Raw genomic sequence first — 18,521 nt, forward strand, 5'->3', positions numbered from 1 at the left:
CCTCTTATCCGAAACGGACGCGGGGCGCGCCCGGTAATCCATCCGGGCGTGCAGGATGCTGGATCGCCCCCGATTTCTCCCGGAGGCCGCATGCGTGAACCACGTTCGCGGCGACGCCATCGCCGCACATGCGGGGCGCAGATTAAAGTTTGAATTCAGTGCGCGTCAATAGGCTGTATACGGCCCGTTTCCGGCCTGTTGATTGCGAATATTGATACCGGAAAATCAGCCTGCATTGCGGCTGGGAAACGGCGTGAATTTGCGGGGAAAACCCTTTTTTCGCGGGCGAAAAATGATAGGATTAATCAACTTTCTGTTAATGGGCGACGGGAAGAAGAACGGTTGGGGCAATCAGATGCGCGTTTTTCTTAGCCGCTGTCTGGGGAAGAGTTGGGTCCGGCACCTCTATCGTATTTCCGCGGTTCTTGGATTCAGTCTGCTATTCAGCCTCACAAACTTGTTCGGCGCGCAGGACGCAATGAACAATTCGGTCCATGATTTCGCAATGTGGGGCTGGTTCGGGCGAACCGGTTTCCTGGATCCGGGACGGGAGCCGGACGCAGCGAAACAGAAGGTCGTCGATTATTTGCGGGGTAACAAGGAGGAGCTCCCTTATGACAGGCCGCAGGGGGCAACTGTTGTTCTCTGGACCGACAAATCGATGAACTACGCTATGGATCAGGGGTATTCAGACTCAGTCTGGCCCATTTCCTACGAAGCGCATGCAGAACTGCTCTATGAAGTCGCCACACTTGGCGCAAAGGCGATTTTCGTCGATTTTGTTTTTCTGACGGAGCGCAAGAACGACCCGTCTTTTCCGTTACTTATTGATGCCATCCAATTTGTGCATGACGAAGGGGTTCCTTTGTTCTTTGCATCTGATCCGTCCACACCCGATGAACCGGCTTTCCTTGAGTTCCAGGACGAGATCAGGTCCATTCAGGAGAAAGACGCGTCAGGAATACTTGGCTTCGCACCTGCATCCGTCATGAGCGATCCAGTCGTGCGCGCTTACTGTCTTGCCGTTGAATATGAAGAAGACGCTGATAAGCCAGGTCACACACGCAGATTGTATCGTCAAAATACTAAGTGTGCGGAGACGCCGGTGGATTTCTCTGTCACCGGACGCAAGGGGGCCGGCTATACGGTCGCGCCGCTGCTATACGATGCCTCCGGATTTCGAGGCGCGGTGAATTTTTACGGCCGATCGGAGCCGATGTTTCTCTACTGGGATCGCGGTGAGCATCTACTTACCCGTCAGGAATTCGGCATCTGTCGGAGTGGTGCTGAGGGATGTGATCCATGTTCAGGGGAAGGTAACGGTTCAACCGGTTTTGTGAAGTGGGTCAAGGCGATCTTGTTCGACCCGTCTCTCCTGCAACGGCGGGCCGCCGGACCTCCATTGGTGCCAGCTCATTATCTGCTTGAGGACAAAAGGGTGTGCGGCAGCGATGCTATTGAGCCGTCGGACCTGATCGAGGGGCGTATCGTTCTGATCGGGTCCGGGCAGTCGGCGTCGGGAGACGCGCGCAATACTCCAAATTCCACCGAAGTTCCCGGCATAATGATACACGCCGCAGCGGTTGAAAATTTAATCAGGTTCAAAGACCATTACATTCATGACAAACTGGTCTTTGAGTGGATTACTTTGTCGCAATTGGTCCGCTATTCAGTCCTTTTTGCCATGGCAGTCCTGTACTCGTTTGCGATTGAGTATGTCATTCGAGAGCAGAAAGAGACCGTCAACGAAGACGGGGATAGAGAAGAATTCTCAGGCCTTGACATTCTGAGAAGAGAAAATGACCTGACCTATGTCCAGAAAGTGGCGATTGCTTTTCTGGTTTCGTTTGTTCCGGTCGTTTTTGCCTTGGGAGTTCTTCTGGGGTTTCGGGTTCCGCCTGGCGCTTGGGTATACAGTGTAGTCGGCATGATTGCCTTGAGCCCGCCATGGGTTTTGCTGACCAACTGGATGATTTTGAGAATGGCGGATGTTTGGCAGTGGGGGCGGAGGTAGTCGCGTAAGTATCTTGAAGGTTGATGGGGGAGTTGGAGGCGATGGCAAAAGCTTTTGTTGTCGGTCGCAAACTGTTCGGACGGGTAGGTCTGGTTTTCAGCACCGCAGTTCTCGGAGCGGGGGTGTTTGTTCCGGAAGCCGTTTCGGCGGACAGCTGTGCGGGTGAGGTGAATGGCATCAGAGGTGCCGAAATCAACTTGTACAAGGATGAGGGGCTCACAAAGAAAGCCGAAACCATTAAGCGTTCCGACGCTCGCGGTTGGCGCAAAGAACCTCTTTGCTTGCATCAGGTGAAGGAAGGTGTTCTTCAGGTCAGCTACGATGGGGATGTGGGCAAGGCATTCTGGGGCCGCAAAGACGAACTCAAGATTAAACTCAGCCTCATTGCTGGACCAGATAGTCTTGGCTCGCAAGGTGTCGGAGCCAATCGTGGCCTGGGAGCGAAAAAGTGACGGGCGCGCGTGGGAATGACGGCCGCTTGAAAGTGTTGCGCCTTGGTTCCGTCGCACTGGCTTCCTGTCTGGTCACCTGTCTGCTTTCGGTTTTCGCGACGCCGTTTGTCTTTGCCGGTGAGCTTGACAATGATCCCTCTGAAGTCGGCTCGCCAGCGCTGGGCGGAGAGGCATCCTCCTCTTCCTCGGGGGGAAACTCGTCTGGTTTCTTTTCCACGATCTTTTCTTCGAACGAGACTGAGCTCGAGAGCTTCAAACCGCCCGTGAACGGCTATGCAGACCTGGTCGAAAAAAGGCCGGTTTCTGTTCGTTTGCAGATGGCGCGTGGTGTCGGCCTTATTTCAGAGCCTTATACGGAAGAATATCTCAACCGCCTCTTGCGCGAGATCCTGAAGGCGAACGGGATCCCCGATTTTGGGGCGCAGGTCTATTTGCACGGAGATCTGACACCGTCCGCGAATGCGACACCGGATGGTGGTATTTTCGTCAATCTGAATTTGATAGGCAGCCTCAAGACAGAAGCCAGTGTCGCATTTGTTCTGGCGCATGAGATCTCCCATTTTCTACTCAAGCATCACAGTAGCGACTGGTTTGTGGACTCCCAGCACAAAGCGCTTACTGGGGTGCAGACTTTGCGAAATCTGTCCCAGATGAAAGGGACGCCACTGGAGGGCGCCGGAGGCTTGGGCGAAGCGTCTGAAAAGTTGCGGAAAGCCGAGCTCATCGGGTCGATTGCCTTCGATGTTTCTGACAAACTCTTCTTTTCCGCGTGGGGCCGGGAGCAGGAGGACGAAGCGGATAAACTTGGTTTCGACCTGGCTGTCGGTGCTGGATACGATCCTTACGATTCTGACGATGTCTTCACAATTCTCGAAGAACATGAGGTCGAGTTGCAGCAATCGCGTGACGAAGCCTCTACGGCGCTCGGTCTGAAAAGTGTTTCGTTAATTGGATTGAGCGAGCAACAGGTCGAATCCAACCCGTTTTTTTCTGGTATCGCGGAAGGATTCGGCAAGATGATCTCGGTAATCTCGAGCGATCACTATAGCGTCAGCGAACGTCTCGATGCGCGCGATGAATATCTGAACAGGTTCTATCCGAATTTCGATACCAGCAACGTGATTTCGACGCCCTGGGAAAGGGATTCCGACCATCCGATCAACGATCTTCTGAAGCGATATAACGCGGCTTCGGAATCTCGCAAGGCTTTGCGTGAGGGACGAGTAGCAGCGGCCATAAAGTTTGCATCCGCCTCGATCGGCGAGAGGACCAAGTATCACGCTTATCCCCGGATAGCTTTTTTTCAAGCGAGGATGGCTCAGAATAATGCCGACCGGGCGCAGAAGAACCTGGAGCTGGCCATGAAGGCGGAACATGTCGCTCCGGTGGTCTATGAGCAGCTGATCAATCTGTTTCAGGACAAGGGGCAGTATGGCAAGGCAATCGCTGTGATAGAGCAGGCCGAGGAAAAATCCGGCGGTGAGCTGCCGTTGTTTCTGCCTCATAAAATTTACTCGCTCGTCAAACTCAAGCGCCGGGCAGATGCAGTTGCGTTGGAGAGAACCTGTGCTTTTGAGTATCAGGTCATGGAACAGAGCTGCAAGGAAGCCTTGCGGAGTAAAAAACCCGGGAATACAGAGATAGGCTTGGTGAACTGAATTGACCGTAAGTGCGCACCCGGTGTGCGATCACTTTTATTGCCGGTCTTGAGGTTTGCGTGGCCATACGATTCTGACCTTGAGCATTTAATGCCGTGCTATTCGGGCTTGAGGCCGTCCTGATTTGTTTGGTCCGTGATGGATCGGGTTCCTTTCTGATGCCAGTTTGATAGCGGCTGGGACCGGATCTTTCAAAATTAGTCTGAACACTATTATTGAGTGGCAGACCAAACTATTGGCCAGTTTGCATGTGTATTTTGTGCGGCAAAGGCGCATTTTCCGCTTGCCGACTCTCCTAAACACATATCAATATATCATTTAGTGTTTAGGAGAATTCATGACGGATCGGCCGGTCAAAATTGGTGTGCAGGGGGCGAGCGGGGCGTTGCGGATGCCGCTCTACCACCAGATCTTCCTGATCCTGCGGCAGCAGATCATGGATGGGCTGCACGAGTATGACGCGCTGATCCAGGGCGAGCAGGAGCTTGCCGAGACTTATGATGTCTCCCGCATCACCGCCAAACGGGCGCTGGACGAATTGGCTGCCGAAGGTCTGGTTGTCCGGGAGCGAGGGCGCGGGACGCGCGTGCGCTATCGGCCGAAGGCACGGACCTACAAGGCTTCGATGGACGGGCTGTTGGAAAACCTCATCGCCATGGGGTTGGAGACGGAAGTGAACCTTCTGTCTTTTGGATATGTTCCGGCGGCGGAAGAGGTCGCGGCGGCGCTCTCCTGCCCGGTTGGTCAGGAAGTGCAGCGCTCGGTCAGGGTGCGCAGCGTTGAGGGCCAGCCCTTTTCCTTTCTCACCACATTCATTCCCGCTGACATCGGCCGCCGATACTGCGCCGAGGATCTGGCGAACAAGCCGTTGCTGTCGCTGCTGGAGCGCGGCGGCATTCAGGTCGATGCCGCCAGTCAGGCAATTTCTGCGACCCTCGCGGATGCCGAGGTCGCAGGGCATCTCGGGGTTGAGGCCGGGTCCGCCCTGCTGAAGATCAATCGCATCGTGCGTGACCGGGACGGGCGTCCGGTCGAGTACATCACCGCCCTCTATCGCCCGGATCAATACCAGTACCGGATGGTGCTCTCGCGGGTTCAGGGCGAGACGCACAACACCTGGACACCGAGCCAGGATGCGGCAACGACCGCAGCTGAATGAACCGATAAATCAATCGCGCTTACCAAACAGGGGAATGGCTATGAAAAAGACCTATACATTCAATCATCTCTCACGCCGCCAGGTGCTGGCCGGTGTTGCCGCAGGCGGCGCCGTCGCCGCTGCGGGAACGATCGGCATGCCGCAGATCGCCCGTGCGGCCGATGCTGTGAAGGTCGGCGTCGTGCATCCGGTGACCGGCTTCCTGCAATTCTCGGGTACCCAGTGCCGCTTTGGTGCGCTTGCCGCGATCGAGGAAGTCAATGCGACCGGCGGGATCAAGGCGCTTGGTGGTGCGAAGCTTGAGGCGGTTCTGGGCGACGCCCAGTCTAAAGCCGAAATCGGCGCTGCCGAGGTTGAGAAATTCAACGAAGCCGGCGTCTCAGCCATTGTCGGCGCCTATTCCTCCGGTATCTGCCTTGCCACAACGCAGGCCGCCGCGAAGTATGGCATTCCGCATGTCGTCGATGTTGGCGTGAACGACAAGATCGTCGGCCGCGGTCTGGAAAACACCTTCCGTTTCGGCCCTGGTTTCGGCAGCATCACCAAGTCTGGCGTCGATCATCTGATCGCCATTAACGAGGCTGCTGGCAAGCCGACCAAGTCGGTGGTCATCGTGCATGAAAACACCACGCCGTTCGGCAGCTTCATGGCCGGCCTGCTGGAAAAGAACCTGACCCCGGCCGGGTTCGAGGTGAAGGAAGTTCTGCCGCATCCGACCGGCAACAAGGACTTCAGCAATATCGCGCTGAAGATCAAGGAAGCGAATCCCGATCTGGTCATCCCGTCTCATTATTACGGGGACGGCGTGCTGTTCCTGCGCACCTTGCAGCGCCAGCGGGTGAAGCCGAAGGCGATCTATTCCGTGCTCGGCGGGGCGTCTTCCCAGTATCGCTTCGTGAACGAGTTCCCGGATGCCGCAGATTACGTGATGGACTGCAATCACTGGTTCGATCCGCGTAAGGAAGCGGCTCAGGCTCTGCGCAAGAAGACCGAAGCGGCAGGCAAGTCCTACTCCTATGAAGTCTTCCTAGCCTATGAGGCGATGATGTTTGCCGCTGACGCCATGGAACGTGCTGCCTCCTCCGATCGCGCCAAGATCATCGAGGCGATGGCGTCCAGCACCTGGTCCGGCCACTTCATGCCTTATGGTCCCACCAAGATGGTCAATGGCCAGAACGAAGGCGCTCAGGCCATGGTGATGCAGGTCCTCAACAAGGACATCGAAGTCGTTGCACCGAAAGAGTTCGCAACGGCGGCGCCTGTGTTCCCGCGCCCGGCCTGATACCGGCTCTAGCAAACCGCAATGGGGGCGGGTGCTCCGCCCCCATTGTTCCACGCGGCCCGAACGCGATAGAAATTCATGGATTTTCTCGGTATCAGCCTGCCGTCCTATTCTCTTGAGACGGTTTTCGGCTCCGCCATCAGCGGTGTGTTCCTCGGTGCGATCTATGCTTTGGTCGCCCTCGGACTGACGCTGATCTATGGCGTTCTTCACATTATCAATTTCGCCCATGGCACGCTTCTGATGCTCGCCATGTATGCGGTTTTCTTCCTCTGGAGCGTGTTCGGGGTCGACCCTTACGTCGCCATGCTGATCGTCGTGCCGGGGGGATATCTCTTCGGCTACGCCTTGCAGCGCAGCGTGATCGGCCGGACCAGTCATGGCCGGGACGAGATCATCCTGCTGACCACGCTGGGCGTCTCTATCGTGCTGGAGAACTTCGCTCTTTTTGCCTTCTCCGCGAATGAGCGAAACGTCCAGGTACCGTATGATTTCGACGGTATCGACCTCGGCGTTGTCTATATCGTCTGGCCGCAGATCGCTGCTCTTGCCGGCTCATTGCTGATCACGGCGGGGCTTTGGTGTTTCATGAGTTTCACCGATACCGGCAAGGCGATCCGGGCGGTTGCCAAGGAACGCCAGGGCGCGCGGCTGATGGGCATCAATGTCGAGCATATCTTCGCCGTCAGCTTCGGCATCGGGACGGCGTGCGTTGCTGCGGCTGCCAGCCTGCTGGCGCCGACCTATGCAGTGTTCCCGCAGGTCGGCTACCTCTTCGTGCTGATCGCTTTCACCGTCGTCGTGCTTGGCGGCATGGGCAGCTTCGTCGGCGCGCTGGTTGGCGGTCTGGTGATCGGCGTAACGGAGCAGATCGGACGGCTCTATCTCGGCGAAAGTCTCGGTTTGATCACCATTTCGGCGATCTTCATCCTGATCCTGCTGTTCCGGCCGACCGGCCTCTTCGGGCAAAGACTATGAGTATGTTCAGCACCATGAATACCGCAAGCATGCAGCGGATCGGCTGGTTTGTCCTGATCGCCGCCCTGTTCGCGGCGCCCCTGGCGATCCATTCCGGCCGCTGGATGGAGTTTATAGAACTTACCCTTTTCGCCGCCCTGCTTGGACAAGGCTGGAACATTCTGGGCGGTTATGGCGGGCAATATTCCTTCGGCCACGCGCTGTTCTTTGGCACGGCGGCCTATCTGCAGGCGCTCCTGCAATACAAGCTTGGCTGGAGCCCGTGGCTGACCCTCTGGTTCGCCATCGGCGGCTCGGTCGCCGTCGCTGCATTTGTCGGATTTCTAAGCTTCCGCTATGGCTTGCGCGGCTCTTACTTCGCGCTCGTGACGCTGGCTTTCGCCGAGGCATTCCATGTGCTGTCCCGCTCACTGGTTTCTGTGACCGAGGGCGGGCGAGGCATTCAGCTGCCGCTCAATCAGGATCCGGAGCAAGCTCTTGCCACGTTCCAATTTACGTTCGCCGGGCCGTTCCTGTCGGAAGCCGGGTATTACTACACCATTCTGGCCTGCCTGCTGATTGGCTTTGCCGTGACCGGCTGGCTGAACCATTCCCGTTTTGGCGCCCAGCTCCAGGCCGTGCGCGAGGACGAGGATGCAGCGTCGGCTCTCGGCATCGATCCGTTCCGTGTAAAGATGAGTGCGATCTGCCTTTCAGCGGCCGTGACGTCTCTCGCCGGTATCTATTACGTCCAGAAATTCCTCTTCGTCGATCCGGGCATTGCCTATGGGCCGGGTAAGTCGGTGGAAGCTTTGTTCGCGGCCATTATTGGCGGCGTTGGCACCGTGCTTGGTCCGTTGCTTGGCTCCGCCTTCATTCACCTTGTCGGCGAATTCGCCAAGGAGACTATCGGTGCGATGCTCGGGGATCGGCCGGGCGTTGATCTGATTCTGTTCGGGATCATCCTTGTGCTGATGCTTGCCTATATGCCGCGCGGGTTGGTCGGGCTTCTGGAAATGCTGTGGCGAAAACTGATGACAAAGCGGGGAGGCGGCAATGCTTGACGTTTCTTCCCTGACGAAACGCTTCGGCGGCCTTGTTGCTGTCAACGGCGCCAGCCTCACTGTTGCCAAGGGCGAGATCGTCTCTCTGATCGGCCCGAACGGGGCTGGCAAGACCACGCTGTTTGCCACCATCGCTGGTTTCCTTAAACCGAGTGAGGGTAGCGTTGCGCTTGAAGGGCAGAATATCACCGGGCGGAAGCCGCACGAAATCTGTCGGCTCGGCATGGTCCGCACCTTCCAGGTCGTGAAGCCGTTCGCCGGTCTCAGCGTGCGGGAGAACATCGCGGTCGGCGCCCATACGAGGATCGGCGGGCGGGAAGAAGCACTCGCCTTCGCTGGCAAGATCGCCGGACAGGTCGGCCTTGGCTCCATGCTGGATCAGTCTGCCGGTGATCTCACCGTTGCCGGACGCAAGCGGATTGAGCTTGCAAGGGCGCTGGCGACGCAGCCGAATCTGCTGTTGCTGGATGAGGTCATGGCCGGGCTCAATGCCACCGAAATTCTGGAGATCGTCGATATCATCCGACAGATCCGGGACAGTGGCGTCACCATTCTTCTCATCGAACATGTCATGCAGGCAGTAATGAAGCTTTCCGACCGGGCCTATGTGCTGAATTACGGCGAGATCATTGCCGAGGGCAGCCCGGTCGAGATTGCGCACGACCCGAAGGTGGTCGAGGCCTATCTCGGGCACGGGGCGAGCGAGCGGATGAAGTCTGCGGGAGGCGCCAATGCTTGAGGTCACGGATCTGATGGCCGGATACGGGCAGGCAAAGGTGCTGCACGGTGTTTCGCTGAAGGTCGGCGAGGGCGAGCTTGTCGCCTTGCTCGGCAGCAACGGAGCTGGCAAGTCCACCCTGAACAACAATATCTCCGGCATCTACAAGCCCTTCGCCGGCGGTATCCGTTTCGACGGCGCCGAGATTAGCGCCGCACGGGCAGAAGAGGTTGTCGACCGGGGCCTGATCCAGGTGCCGGAAGGCCGCCGGGTGTTCCCGAACATGACCGTGCGGGAAAATCTGGAACTCGGCTCCTACCGGCGGGCCACGCAGAACCGGGCGAGGAACATCGACAAGGTGGTCGGCATCTTCCCGCGCCTGAAGGAACGGTTCGAGCAGTATGCCGGGACGCTATCCGGTGGAGAGCAGCAGATGTTGGCCATTGGCCGGGGCCTTATGGCCGAGCCTCGCCTGCTGATCCTCGATGAGCCGTCGCTGGGTCTGTCTCCGTTGCTGGTCGAGGAGATGTTCACGCTGATCCAGAAATTGCGCGCCGAAGGGCTTGCGATCTTTCTGGTGGAGCAGAATGTCGTCCAGTCTCTGGAGATCGCCGACCGTGCCTACGTTATGGAGAATGGCCTGATTACGGTTGAGGGACCGGCGCAGGACCTGATGCATGACGAGGAGCTGCGTCGCTCCTATCTGGGGATGTGATCATGGGCATGACGCTGGCGGAAAGGATCATCGCGAAAGCGGCCGGGCAGGAGAGCGTCAGGGCAGGTGAAATCGTCACCTGCAACGTCGATCTTGCCATGATCCACGACAGCGGAGGGCCGCGACGGGTGAAGCCCGTGCTGGAACGTCTTCGCGTGAAGGTCTGGGATCCGCGAAAGGTGGTCGTTGTGTCCGATCATTTCGTGCCTGCGGTGGACCAGCAGAGTGCGGAGATCCTGAAACTGACCCGCGACTGGGTGAAGGACCAGGAGATCGAAGGGTTCTACGACCAGCAGGGTATCTGCCATGTGGTCTTGCCGGAACGGGGCCATCTGAAACCGGGCATGTTCGTTGTCGGCGGGGACAGTCACTCGCCGACGGGCGGCGCTTTTGGCTGCTACATGTTCGGCGTTGGGGCTACGGATATGGCGGGTGTGCTGGTGACGGGGGAGACCTGGATCCGGGTGCCGGAAACAATCCGTATCGACTGGACCGGCGCGCTGCCGCGCGGCTCGTCCGCCAAGGATATGATGCTGAAGCTCTGCGCCACACTCGGCATGGATGGCGGCGATTATCAGGCGGTGGAATATACCGGCAACACGATTGCAGACCTCTCCATGACCGAGCGCATGACCATGTCTAACATGGCGGCGGAGCTCGGCGCGCAAGCCGGGCTGATCGCGGCGGACGGGACGACGGCGGATTATATCCGCGCTGCCGGTGCCGATCCGGACGAGGGCACGGCCTTCGCTGGCGACGAGGACGCGGCTTACCGCGCGGTCCACAAATTCGATGCTTCCGCGCTCGGCCCGCAGGTCGCGGCTCCGGACAGCCCGGCCAATTCGGGTCCGATCGAGGATACCGATGATGCGCCGGTCGACCAGTGCTATATCGGCGCCTGCACCGGCGCGAAGCTGGAAGATCTGCATATGGCGGCCGAAGTGCTCGGCGGCCGCAAGGTGGCGCATGGGACACGTCTTCTTTTGGCCCCAGCCTCGACCCGGGTTACCGCCGCCGCTGCGGCTGACGGCACGCTTGCGACGCTAACGGAAGCGGGCGCCATCCTGATGCCGTCCGGCTGCGGTGCCTGTGCCGGCTATGGCGCGGGCGTGCTGGCCGATGGCGAGACCTGCATGGCCTCGACCGCGCGGAACTTCAAAGGCCGGATGGGCGCGCGTTCCTCTAAAGTCTATCTCGGCTCGCCCTATACCGTTGCCGCGACCGCCGTGCGCGGCCGTGTGGCCGATCCGCGCCCCTTCCTGGCGGAGAACAGTTGATGACCGGTAAGGCGTGGAAATACGGCGACAATGTCGATACCGATCTGCTTGCTCCCGGTGTTTATATGAAAGGGCCAGTGGCGGAGCTGGCAAAACATTGCCTCGAAGCCATTGACCTGGAGTTCGCATCAAACGTGCGGCCGGGCGATGTCATCGTCGCGGGCCGTAATTTCGGTATCGGCTCCAGCCGCGAGCAGGCGGCGGAAGTGCTGGTCCTGCTGGGCGTGAAAGCCGTCATCGCCAAGAGCTTCGGCGGGATCTTCTACCGCAACGCTTTCAATCTTGGCCTGCTGGCGCTGGTCGCCGATGCCGAAGCAGACGTTGAGGCCGGGCACGAGCTGGATCTCGATCCGGCCAGTGGCACCATCACCAACATAACAACCGGTGCGCAGATCGCGGCCGAACCCGTTCCCGAGCATCTCCGCCGCATCGTCGCGGCAGGCGGGCTCGTTCCCTATCTCGAGCAGAAACTGGAGAAACACTCATGACGCCTTCAAGCGTCCTGAAACAGCGGCTGAAACAGCCCGAGATCCTTGTGGCGCCGGGCGTTTTCGACGCTTTCAGTGCCATGGCGGCGACCAATGCCGGTTTTGAGGCGCTCTATGTCTCAGGTGCCTCGATCGCCTATACCCGGCTGGGCCGTCCCGATATCGGCCTGTTCGGGCTTGAGGAAGTGGCGGATGTGGTCTCGCATATCTCCGAGCGGGTCGATCTGCCGCTGATCGTCGATGCCGATACCGGCTTCGGCAATGCGTTGAACGTCCAGCGCACCGTCCGTCTGCTGGAGCGCTCCGGCGCCGCCGGGATCCAGATCGAGGATCAGGCGATGCCGAAGCGCTGCGGTCATCTGGACGGCAAGGCGCTGGTCTCGAAATCAGAAATGGCGGGCAAGATCCGCGCCGCCGTCGATGCCCGGCGTGACGCGGCAACCCAGATCATCGCCCGCACGGATGCTATCGGCGTCGAGGGGTTTGAAGCGGCTCTGGAACGGGCTGCTGCCTACCGGCACGCCGGTGCCGATGTGCTGTTCGTCGAGGCTCCGCGTGATGAGGCCGAGATCGCCGAAGTGATCTCCCGCTTCGGCGCCGACATTCCGCTGCTGGCGAACATGGTCGAGGGCGGCAAGACGCCAGCCAAGTCCGCCGAGGAGTTGCAGGCAGCCGGATTCGATATCGTGATCTTCCCGGGCGGCCTGATGCGGGCGCTCGCGGTGACCATCACCGAGTATTTCCAGAGCCTGCATGCCAACGGCAGCACCAAGCCGTTCCAGGACCGGATGCTGGACTTCAAGCAGTTGAATGACCTGCTCGGCACGCCCGGCATTCTCGAAGCCGGTAAAAAATATGACGGGGAGGCCGAATGATGGCGGCGCTCGATCCGGTCACCCTCGCGGTCCTGAAAGGGCGGCTCGAACAGATCGCGGACGAGATGGACGCGACCCTGTTCCGCAGCGCCTTCAACCCGATCATCGCCGAGGCGCATGACGCCTCCCACGGGCTTTACCATGCCGAGACCGGCGAGACGCTGGTGCAGGGCAAGTCCGGTCTGCCGATCTTCGTCGGCGCCATGTCCTTCGCGGTGAAGGCAGTCATCGACAAGTTCGGCGCCATGGGCGGGATCAGTGAAGGCGATGTCTTCATCTTCAACGACCCCTATGAAGGCGGCACCCATCTGTCCGACTTCAAACTGGTGCAGCCCTTCTACCGGGACGGCAAGCTGTTCTGCTTCCTCGCATCTGTTGGCCACTGGCACGATGTCGGCGGCAATGTGCCGGGCAACTACAACCCGGTCGCAACCGAAAGCTTCCAGGAAGGCATGATGATCCCGCCGGTGAAGCTGTTCTCGAAGGGAGAACTGCGTCAGGACGTGATCGACATCATGCAGGCCAATTCCCGCCTGCCGGGTAGTCTTTACGGAGATCTGAACGGTCAGATCAACGCGCTGCGTCTCGGCAACGATCGGCTGGGCGCGCTGCTCGGCGAATATGGCGCGGACACTGTGGCGGGCGCCATGACCGAGCTGCGGGACCGGGCGGGCCAGCTCATGCGCAGTCTGATCGCGGACATGCCGGACGGACGCTATTCAGCGGACGATTTCCTCGACAATGACGGCATCGTGGACGAGCCGCTGCGCATCGCGCTTGATATCGTCATCGAGGGCGAGACCATGGTGCTGGATTTCTCCCGCACTTCGCCTGCCTGCGCCGGACCGGTGAACATCTCCCGCTCGACCGCGATTGCCTCCTGCTATGTGGCGCTGAAGCATGTCTTCAAGGACGTGCCGGCCAATGCGGGCGTGCTGGAGCCGATCACCTTCGTTATTCCGGATGACAGCCTGTTGAGCGTCAAGGCGCCAAAGCCTGTCGGCGGCTATACCGAGACCATCCTGCGCATCATCGACACGGTCTTCGTCGCTCTCAGTACGGCGGCGCCGGAGATGGTGAACGGTTGCGCCTACGGGACCATCAACGCTCTGTCGCTGGCGGGACACCGCAAGAACGGCCAGCGCTGGGTGATGTTCTCCTTCTTCGGCGGCGGCCACGGCGGCAACCCGGAAGGGGATGGCCTCAACCACGGCAACGCGCCGATCTCGACCGCGACCATCCCGCCAATGGAAATCCTCGAGGCGGCCTATCCGGTGCGCTTCACCCAGTGGGCGCTGCGGCCGGACAGCGGCGGTGCCGGGCGCCATCGTGGCGGACTTGGTGCGATCTACGAGATCGAGCTCTTGGAAGAGAAGGCGGATGTCTTCCTCTTCGGTGAGCGCGGCCGGTTCGCGCCGCATGGCGTGGTCGGCGGCGGGGATGCCGCCCTCAACAAGTTTACCTATGAGCAGGCAAACGGCGATCACACGCCGCCGATGGCTTCCAAGATGGTTGGCATCAAGCTGGCGCAGGGCCAGAAGGTTCGGCTGGAGACACCGGGCGGTGGCGGGTACGGCGACGTGCTGGAGCGCGTGCCAGATGCTGTCGCGGAGGATGTCCGGCTCGGCTATGTCAGCGCCGATGATGCCCTTATGACCTATCGCACCATCATCGCTGCCGACGGAACTGTCGATATAGCGGCTACCGAAATCCTGCGCGCGGAGTCTGCGCAATGAATGATCTGAGCCGGAAGACCGTCGTCGGCGTCGATGTCGGCGGGACGTTCACCGATCTGTTCTTCCTCGACGAAGCAGCCGGAACATGCGGTGTCGCCAAGGTGCCGTCGACCAAGCCGGACCAGTCCGTCGGCATTCGCGGCGGCATCGGCGAGGGCGGGGTGGAGCTTGGCGCCATTGGCACCATCGTGCATGGCACCACGGTCGGCACCAACGCGCTGCTGGAACGCAATGGCGCCCGCACCGGGGTGATCACCACAACCGGTTTCCGTGACGTGCTGGAAATGCGCCGCCGCGACCGGCCGCAGACCTGGGGCCTCTGGGGCAGTTTCGATCCGGTGGTGCCGCGCGACCTGCGCCTTGAGGTGGATGAGCGCGTGCTTGCGGATGGCTCTGTTCATTCGGCAGTCGATCCGGACGCGGTGAAACAGGCCGCGAAGACACTGCTGGAGCGGGGCGCTGAATCCGTTTGCGTTTTCTTCGTTAATTCCTACGCCAACGACGCGAACGAGAAGGTGGCGCTTGAAGCCGTCCGTGAAGTCTGGCCGAATCCGCATATCACCGCATCCAGCGTGATCCTGCCGGAAATCCGTGAATTCGAACGAGGTTCGACCGCCTCTCTCAACGCCTATCTCCAGCCGCCGGTGGGTAATTATCTGGAACGGTTGGAAGACGGTCTGCGGGATGGCGGATTCGGCGGCCAGGTCCTGATCGTGCAGTCGAACGGCGGAGTCATGTCGGCCAAGGTCGCGCGGGAGCTGCCGGTGCGTACCGCGCTCTCCGGCCCGGCTGCGGGTGTCATCGCCGGGGCCTATATTGCCGAAGCGGCGGGCGAGCCGAACATCATCACCTGCGACATGGGCGGCACCAGCTTCGACGTCTCCCTCGTCGCCGATGGACAAAGCGCGCTGAGCGCCCAGACCTCCATCGATTTCGGCATGGTGGTCCGCACCCCGATGATCGAGATCACCACAATTGGCGCGGGCGGCGGCTCCATTGCCTCGGTCGACCGAGGCGGATTGCTGCAGGTAGGCCCAGAAAGCGCGGGCTCCGACCCGGGGCCGGTTTGCTACGGGTTGGGGAACACGCGACCGACCGTGACCGACGCGAATGTCGTCATGGGCCGGATCAATGCGGAGCGCCCGATCGGCGGCAAGCTCGACCGGCTGGATGTGGAGGCATCGAAAGAGGCCATCCGTGTGCATGTCGCCGAGCCTCTCGGTATCGAGGTGATGGAGGCGGCGGAAGCCATCGTCCGGGTCGCCAATGCCAAGATGGCGGGCGCCATCCGTCTGGTTTCCATTGAGCGCGGGCACGACCCGAAAACTTTTACGGCAATGCCGTTCGGCGGTGGCGGCTCGCTCCATACCGGCGCTTTGATCAAGGAAGTCGGTCTCGCCCGTGCACTTGTCCCCCGCTATCCGGGGGTCACAAGCGCCCTTGGCTGCGTCATTGCCGACATGCGGCATGACCGGGTGCAGACCCTGAACACCATGCTGGACATGCTCGATCTCGCGGCTCTGAACAAAGCCGTCGAGGATATCGTGATCGAGGCCGAAGGTCTGCTGGACGGCGCCAATGTCGCCTTCGAGGGAGTCGAGCGGCTGGTGGAGTTCGATATGCTCTATCTCGGCCAGACCCATACGGTGTCCGTACCGGTTCCTGACGCGATGAATGGCTGCCGATCTGAACTCGATACGGTGAAGATCAAGGCGGCGTTCGAGACGGCCTACAAAGCCACCTTCGGCAGTCTGCTCGACGGGATCGGCATCCGGGTGATGAACCTGCGGGTGGCCGTGATCGGTACGCGTCCGAAATTCGATCTGGCACTGCTGGCGCCGTCCGAAGGAGGCTCTGTCGAGGCATCGCGTACCGGTGCGCGGCAGATCTGGTTCGACGGAAAATGGTGGGACAGCCCGGTCTATGATCGCCTGTCATTGCCGGTCGGCGCGGAAGTGCCCGGACCTGCCGTCCTGGAGCAGGCGGACACGACCATTCTGGTCGATCCGGACCTCAAGGGCACGGTTGACAGCTACGGAAACTTTGTGATTTCGAGGAAAGCCTGATGAGCAGGGATTTCGACCCGAAGACAACGGCGCTGCTGCTGGTCGACATGCAGAACGACTTTCTTCATCCGGCCGGTGCCTATGCCCGCGGCGGTGCCGGGGCGGCGGAGATCGCGGCCCTGCCGGAAAAGCTGAAGCCGGTGGCGGACCGCATGCGGGAGGTCGGCGGCTGGATCGTTTCCACCCATTTCACGCTGGTTCCCGGCAGGGAGGGCGAGCCTTTCATCTCGCCACACCTGAAACAGCTTCGCCCGTTTCTGCGGAAGGGTGATTTCGCGCCCGGCAGTTTCGGCCAGGACCTTATCGAGGGGCTGGCGCCCGCCGATATCAAGGTCGAGAAGGTGGCTTTCTCCGCCTTTTATATGAGCCGTCTCGAATGGGTGCTGAACCGGGCCGGGATCGAGCATCTGATTGTTGGCGGGATCGTCACCAATGGCGGCGTCGCCTCGACTGTGCGCGATGCCCATGTCCGTGACTTCCACGTCACCGTCCTGTCCGATGGCTGTGCGGCCTTCTCACCGGAAGTGCACGAAACCAACATCGCCGCGCTGAAAAGTGTTGCCGGGATCGACACCTGTGCAGGCGTGATAGGGCGGCTGAAATCATGATCGGTGTCGCATCCCCGGAAGATGTCGAGTTCCCTGCCTGGGTTCAGACCATCGTCATCGGCGCCGGGGCCTGCGGGCTGACAGCAGCTTTGGCGGCACAGGACGCGGGCGGCGAAGTGCTGGTGCTGGAGCGGGACGAAAGCCCGTTCGGTTCTACCTCCATGTCGTCAGGCTTCATCCCGGCGGCGGCAACCCGCTGGCAGCAGGAGCAAGGGATCGACGACGATCCCGGCCTGTTTCTGGAAGACATTCAGCGTAAATCCCATGACCGCTCCGATCCGACCGTTGCGGCGGAGGTGGTCGAGGCCATCGGCCCCGCGCTGGAATGGCTCGAGGATGAGCACGGCATCCCGTTCGAGGTGCTGGACGGTTTCCTCTATCCCGGACACAGCCGACACCGCATGCATGCCGTGCCGGAGCGTACCGGCGAAGCCCTGCTGACCCGGCTTTTGCAGGCTGTGATGGCAGCCGGTATTCCGGTGATGACTGACGCCCGCGTGACGACGCTGTTCGCCGACGAGGACGGCCTTATCTCCGGTGTTGAGGTCGCGCGCCCCGACGGGTCAACGGAGTTGATCGGCTGCGACAGCCTGATCCTGGCTTGCAACGGGTATGGCGGGAATCCGGAGATGGTTGCCGAACACATCCCGGCCATGGCCGAGGCGGAATATCACGGCCATGCAGGCAATACCGGTGATGCGGTCGTCTGGGGCGAGGCGCTTGGCGCCGAGGTGCGCGATCTGACGGCCTGCCAGGGCCACGGCTCCCTCGCTATGCCGCACCGGATCCTGATTACCTGGGCGTTGATGATGGAAGGCGGCATCCAGATCAACCGGAACGGCGACCGGTTCGCAAATGAGCATCAGGGCTATAGCGAGCAGGCCGTTGATGTACTGAAGCAGCCGGACGGGGTGGCCTTCGACATCTATGACGCGCGCCTGCACACGCTCGGGCTGGAGTTCCCCGATTACAAGGACGCGGTGAATGCCAGCGCCGTACGACAGTGCAACAGCGTCGAGGCACTGGCCGAACATACCGGCGTGCCGCTGGAAAACCTGATGGCGGCGATCTCGGAAACCCACGAGCACGGGGTTGACCGGTTTGGCCGCGATCTCGGCAAGACACCGGGGCTTCAGGTGCCGTTCTTTGCCGTCCGTGTCACGGGTGCGCTGTTCCACACTCAGGGTGGCCTCGCCATTGATGGCGAGGCGCATGTGCTGCGCGACGACGGCAGTCCTTTCCCGAACCTGTTCGCCGCTGGCGGTGCCGCCGTTGGCGTCTCGGGGCCGGACATTTCGGGGTATCTGTCCGGCAATGGCCTGCTGACCGCCATCGCGCTGGGCCGCATTGCCGGAGAGGCTTCGGTTTCCAGCTGGTAAGCGCGGTGAGGCAGCGGCGTTCTCTTCGCGGCAGCCCAAGTTGACATGCAGTAAAGGGGAGGTAAGGTCGTGC

The 18,521-nt window shown here is 60.4% G+C and carries 16 protein-coding genes; all 16 read left to right on the forward strand.

The genetic code is table 11. The features are described 5' to 3' along the window. The first annotated feature begins 235 nt into the window (after window positions 1-235). The 16 genes from ABJ076_RS11180 to ABJ076_RS11255 all read left to right on the forward strand — a co-directional run bounded on the left by ABJ076_RS11180 (window position 236) and on the right by ABJ076_RS11255 (window position 18,448). On the forward strand, window positions 236-2,014 hold the full coding sequence (locus tag ABJ076_RS11180; RefSeq protein ID WP_348199362.1) for a CHASE2 domain-containing protein: 1,779 nt from the start codon (window positions 236-238) through the stop codon (window positions 2,012-2,014). A 41-nt stretch (window positions 2,015-2,055) separates the two neighbouring features. Further along, window positions 2,056-2,466, forward strand: a complete 411-nt coding sequence (locus tag ABJ076_RS11185; protein WP_348190148.1) for a hypothetical protein — start codon at window positions 2,056-2,058, stop codon at window positions 2,464-2,466. Next, window positions 2,463-4,124 carry a M48 family metalloprotease gene (locus ABJ076_RS11190; RefSeq protein ID WP_348190150.1) on the forward strand — a complete coding sequence of 554 codons (1,662 nt, stop codon included), beginning with the start codon at window positions 2,463-2,465 and terminating at the stop codon, window positions 4,122-4,124. The genes ABJ076_RS11185 and ABJ076_RS11190 overlap by 4 nt, the downstream gene beginning before the upstream one ends. A gap of 337 nt (window positions 4,125-4,461) precedes the next feature. Further along, entirely contained in the window at window positions 4,462-5,283 is an 822-nt protein-coding gene (locus ABJ076_RS11195; protein ID WP_348187600.1) for a GntR family transcriptional regulator, read from the forward strand. A 40-nt stretch (window positions 5,284-5,323) separates the two neighbouring features. Continuing rightward, window positions 5,324-6,565, forward strand: coding sequence for an ABC transporter substrate-binding protein (locus ABJ076_RS11200; RefSeq protein ID WP_348190152.1), 1,242 nt, complete (start codon window positions 5,324-5,326; stop codon window positions 6,563-6,565). A gap of 78 nt (window positions 6,566-6,643) precedes the next feature. Continuing rightward, entirely contained in the window at window positions 6,644-7,543 is a 900-nt protein-coding gene (locus ABJ076_RS11205; protein WP_348190154.1) for a branched-chain amino acid ABC transporter permease, read from the forward strand. Then, complete coding sequence (locus tag ABJ076_RS11210; RefSeq protein ID WP_348190156.1) at window positions 7,540-8,586, forward strand: branched-chain amino acid ABC transporter permease; 1,047 nt, start codon at window positions 7,540-7,542, stop codon at window positions 8,584-8,586. Before ABJ076_RS11205 ends, ABJ076_RS11210 begins: the two co-directional genes overlap by 4 nt. Beyond that, a complete protein-coding gene (locus ABJ076_RS11215) occupies window positions 8,579-9,325 on the forward strand; it encodes an ABC transporter ATP-binding protein (RefSeq protein ID WP_348190158.1) in 747 nt (248 codons plus the stop codon). The genes ABJ076_RS11210 and ABJ076_RS11215 overlap by 8 nt, the downstream gene beginning before the upstream one ends. Further along, window positions 9,318-10,019: an ABC transporter ATP-binding protein gene (locus ABJ076_RS11220; protein WP_348190160.1), complete on the forward strand. Its 702-nt coding sequence runs from the start codon at window positions 9,318-9,320 to the stop codon at window positions 10,017-10,019. The genes ABJ076_RS11215 and ABJ076_RS11220 overlap by 8 nt, the downstream gene beginning before the upstream one ends. Window positions 10,020-10,021: 2 nt before the next feature. Beyond that, complete coding sequence (locus ABJ076_RS11225; RefSeq protein ID WP_348190162.1) at window positions 10,022-11,296, forward strand: 3-isopropylmalate dehydratase large subunit; 1,275 nt, start codon at window positions 10,022-10,024, stop codon at window positions 11,294-11,296. Next, a complete protein-coding gene (leuD, locus tag ABJ076_RS11230) occupies window positions 11,296-11,784 on the forward strand; it encodes a 3-isopropylmalate dehydratase small subunit (RefSeq protein ID WP_348190164.1) in 489 nt (162 codons plus the stop codon). The genes ABJ076_RS11225 and leuD overlap by 1 nt, the downstream gene beginning before the upstream one ends. Beyond that, complete coding sequence (locus ABJ076_RS11235) at window positions 11,781-12,659, forward strand: isocitrate lyase/phosphoenolpyruvate mutase family protein (RefSeq protein WP_348190166.1); 879 nt, start codon at window positions 11,781-11,783, stop codon at window positions 12,657-12,659. The genes leuD and ABJ076_RS11235 overlap by 4 nt, the downstream gene beginning before the upstream one ends. Continuing rightward, entirely contained in the window at window positions 12,659-14,395 is a 1,737-nt protein-coding gene (locus ABJ076_RS11240; RefSeq protein WP_348199363.1) for a hydantoinase B/oxoprolinase family protein, read from the forward strand. The genes ABJ076_RS11235 and ABJ076_RS11240 overlap by 1 nt, the downstream gene beginning before the upstream one ends. Next, window positions 14,392-16,461, forward strand: coding sequence for a hydantoinase/oxoprolinase family protein (locus tag ABJ076_RS11245; RefSeq protein ID WP_348190170.1), 2,070 nt, complete (start codon window positions 14,392-14,394; stop codon window positions 16,459-16,461). Before ABJ076_RS11240 ends, ABJ076_RS11245 begins: the two co-directional genes overlap by 4 nt. After that, window positions 16,461-17,069, forward strand: a complete 609-nt coding sequence (locus ABJ076_RS11250; protein WP_348190172.1) for a cysteine hydrolase — start codon at window positions 16,461-16,463, stop codon at window positions 17,067-17,069. Before ABJ076_RS11245 ends, ABJ076_RS11250 begins: the two co-directional genes overlap by 1 nt. Then, entirely contained in the window at window positions 17,066-18,448 is a 1,383-nt protein-coding gene (locus ABJ076_RS11255) for an FAD-dependent oxidoreductase (RefSeq protein WP_348190174.1), read from the forward strand. The genes ABJ076_RS11250 and ABJ076_RS11255 overlap by 4 nt, the downstream gene beginning before the upstream one ends. Window positions 18,449-18,521 lie beyond the last annotated feature (73 nt).

This window comes from Nisaea sp., from assembly GCF_039990255.1.
GTDB lineage: Bacteria > Pseudomonadota > Alphaproteobacteria > Thalassobaculales > Thalassobaculaceae > Nisaea.

Bases quoted from the DNA above. Each gene is read 5' to 3' on its own strand.
- ABJ076_RS11185 (WP_348190148.1), top strand. From the start codon at position 2,056: ATGGCAAAAGCTTTTGTTGTCGGTCGCAAACTGTTCGGACGGGTAGGT.
- ABJ076_RS11195 (WP_348187600.1), top strand. From the start codon at position 4,462: ATGACGGATCGGCCGGTCAAAATTGGTGTGCAGGGGGCGAGCGGGGCG.
- ABJ076_RS11200 (WP_348190152.1), top strand. From the start codon at position 5,324: ATGAAAAAGACCTATACATTCAATCATCTCTCACGCCGCCAGGTGCTG.
- ABJ076_RS11205 (WP_348190154.1), top strand. From the start codon at position 6,644: ATGGATTTTCTCGGTATCAGCCTGCCGTCCTATTCTCTTGAGACGGTT.
- ABJ076_RS11210 (WP_348190156.1), top strand. From the start codon at position 7,540: ATGAGTATGTTCAGCACCATGAATACCGCAAGCATGCAGCGGATCGGC.
- ABJ076_RS11215 (WP_348190158.1), top strand. From the start codon at position 8,579: ATGCTTGACGTTTCTTCCCTGACGAAACGCTTCGGCGGCCTTGTTGCT.
- ABJ076_RS11220 (WP_348190160.1), top strand. From the start codon at position 9,318: ATGCTTGAGGTCACGGATCTGATGGCCGGATACGGGCAGGCAAAGGTG.
- ABJ076_RS11225 (WP_348190162.1), top strand. From the start codon at position 10,022: ATGGGCATGACGCTGGCGGAAAGGATCATCGCGAAAGCGGCCGGGCAG.
- leuD (WP_348190164.1), top strand. From the start codon at position 11,296: ATGACCGGTAAGGCGTGGAAATACGGCGACAATGTCGATACCGATCTG.
- ABJ076_RS11235 (WP_348190166.1), top strand. From the start codon at position 11,781: ATGACGCCTTCAAGCGTCCTGAAACAGCGGCTGAAACAGCCCGAGATC.
- ABJ076_RS11240 (WP_348199363.1), top strand. From the start codon at position 12,659: ATGGCGGCGCTCGATCCGGTCACCCTCGCGGTCCTGAAAGGGCGGCTC.
- ABJ076_RS11245 (WP_348190170.1), top strand. From the start codon at position 14,392: ATGAATGATCTGAGCCGGAAGACCGTCGTCGGCGTCGATGTCGGCGGG.
- ABJ076_RS11250 (WP_348190172.1), top strand. From the start codon at position 16,461: ATGAGCAGGGATTTCGACCCGAAGACAACGGCGCTGCTGCTGGTCGAC.
- ABJ076_RS11255 (WP_348190174.1), top strand. From the start codon at position 17,066: ATGATCGGTGTCGCATCCCCGGAAGATGTCGAGTTCCCTGCCTGGGTT.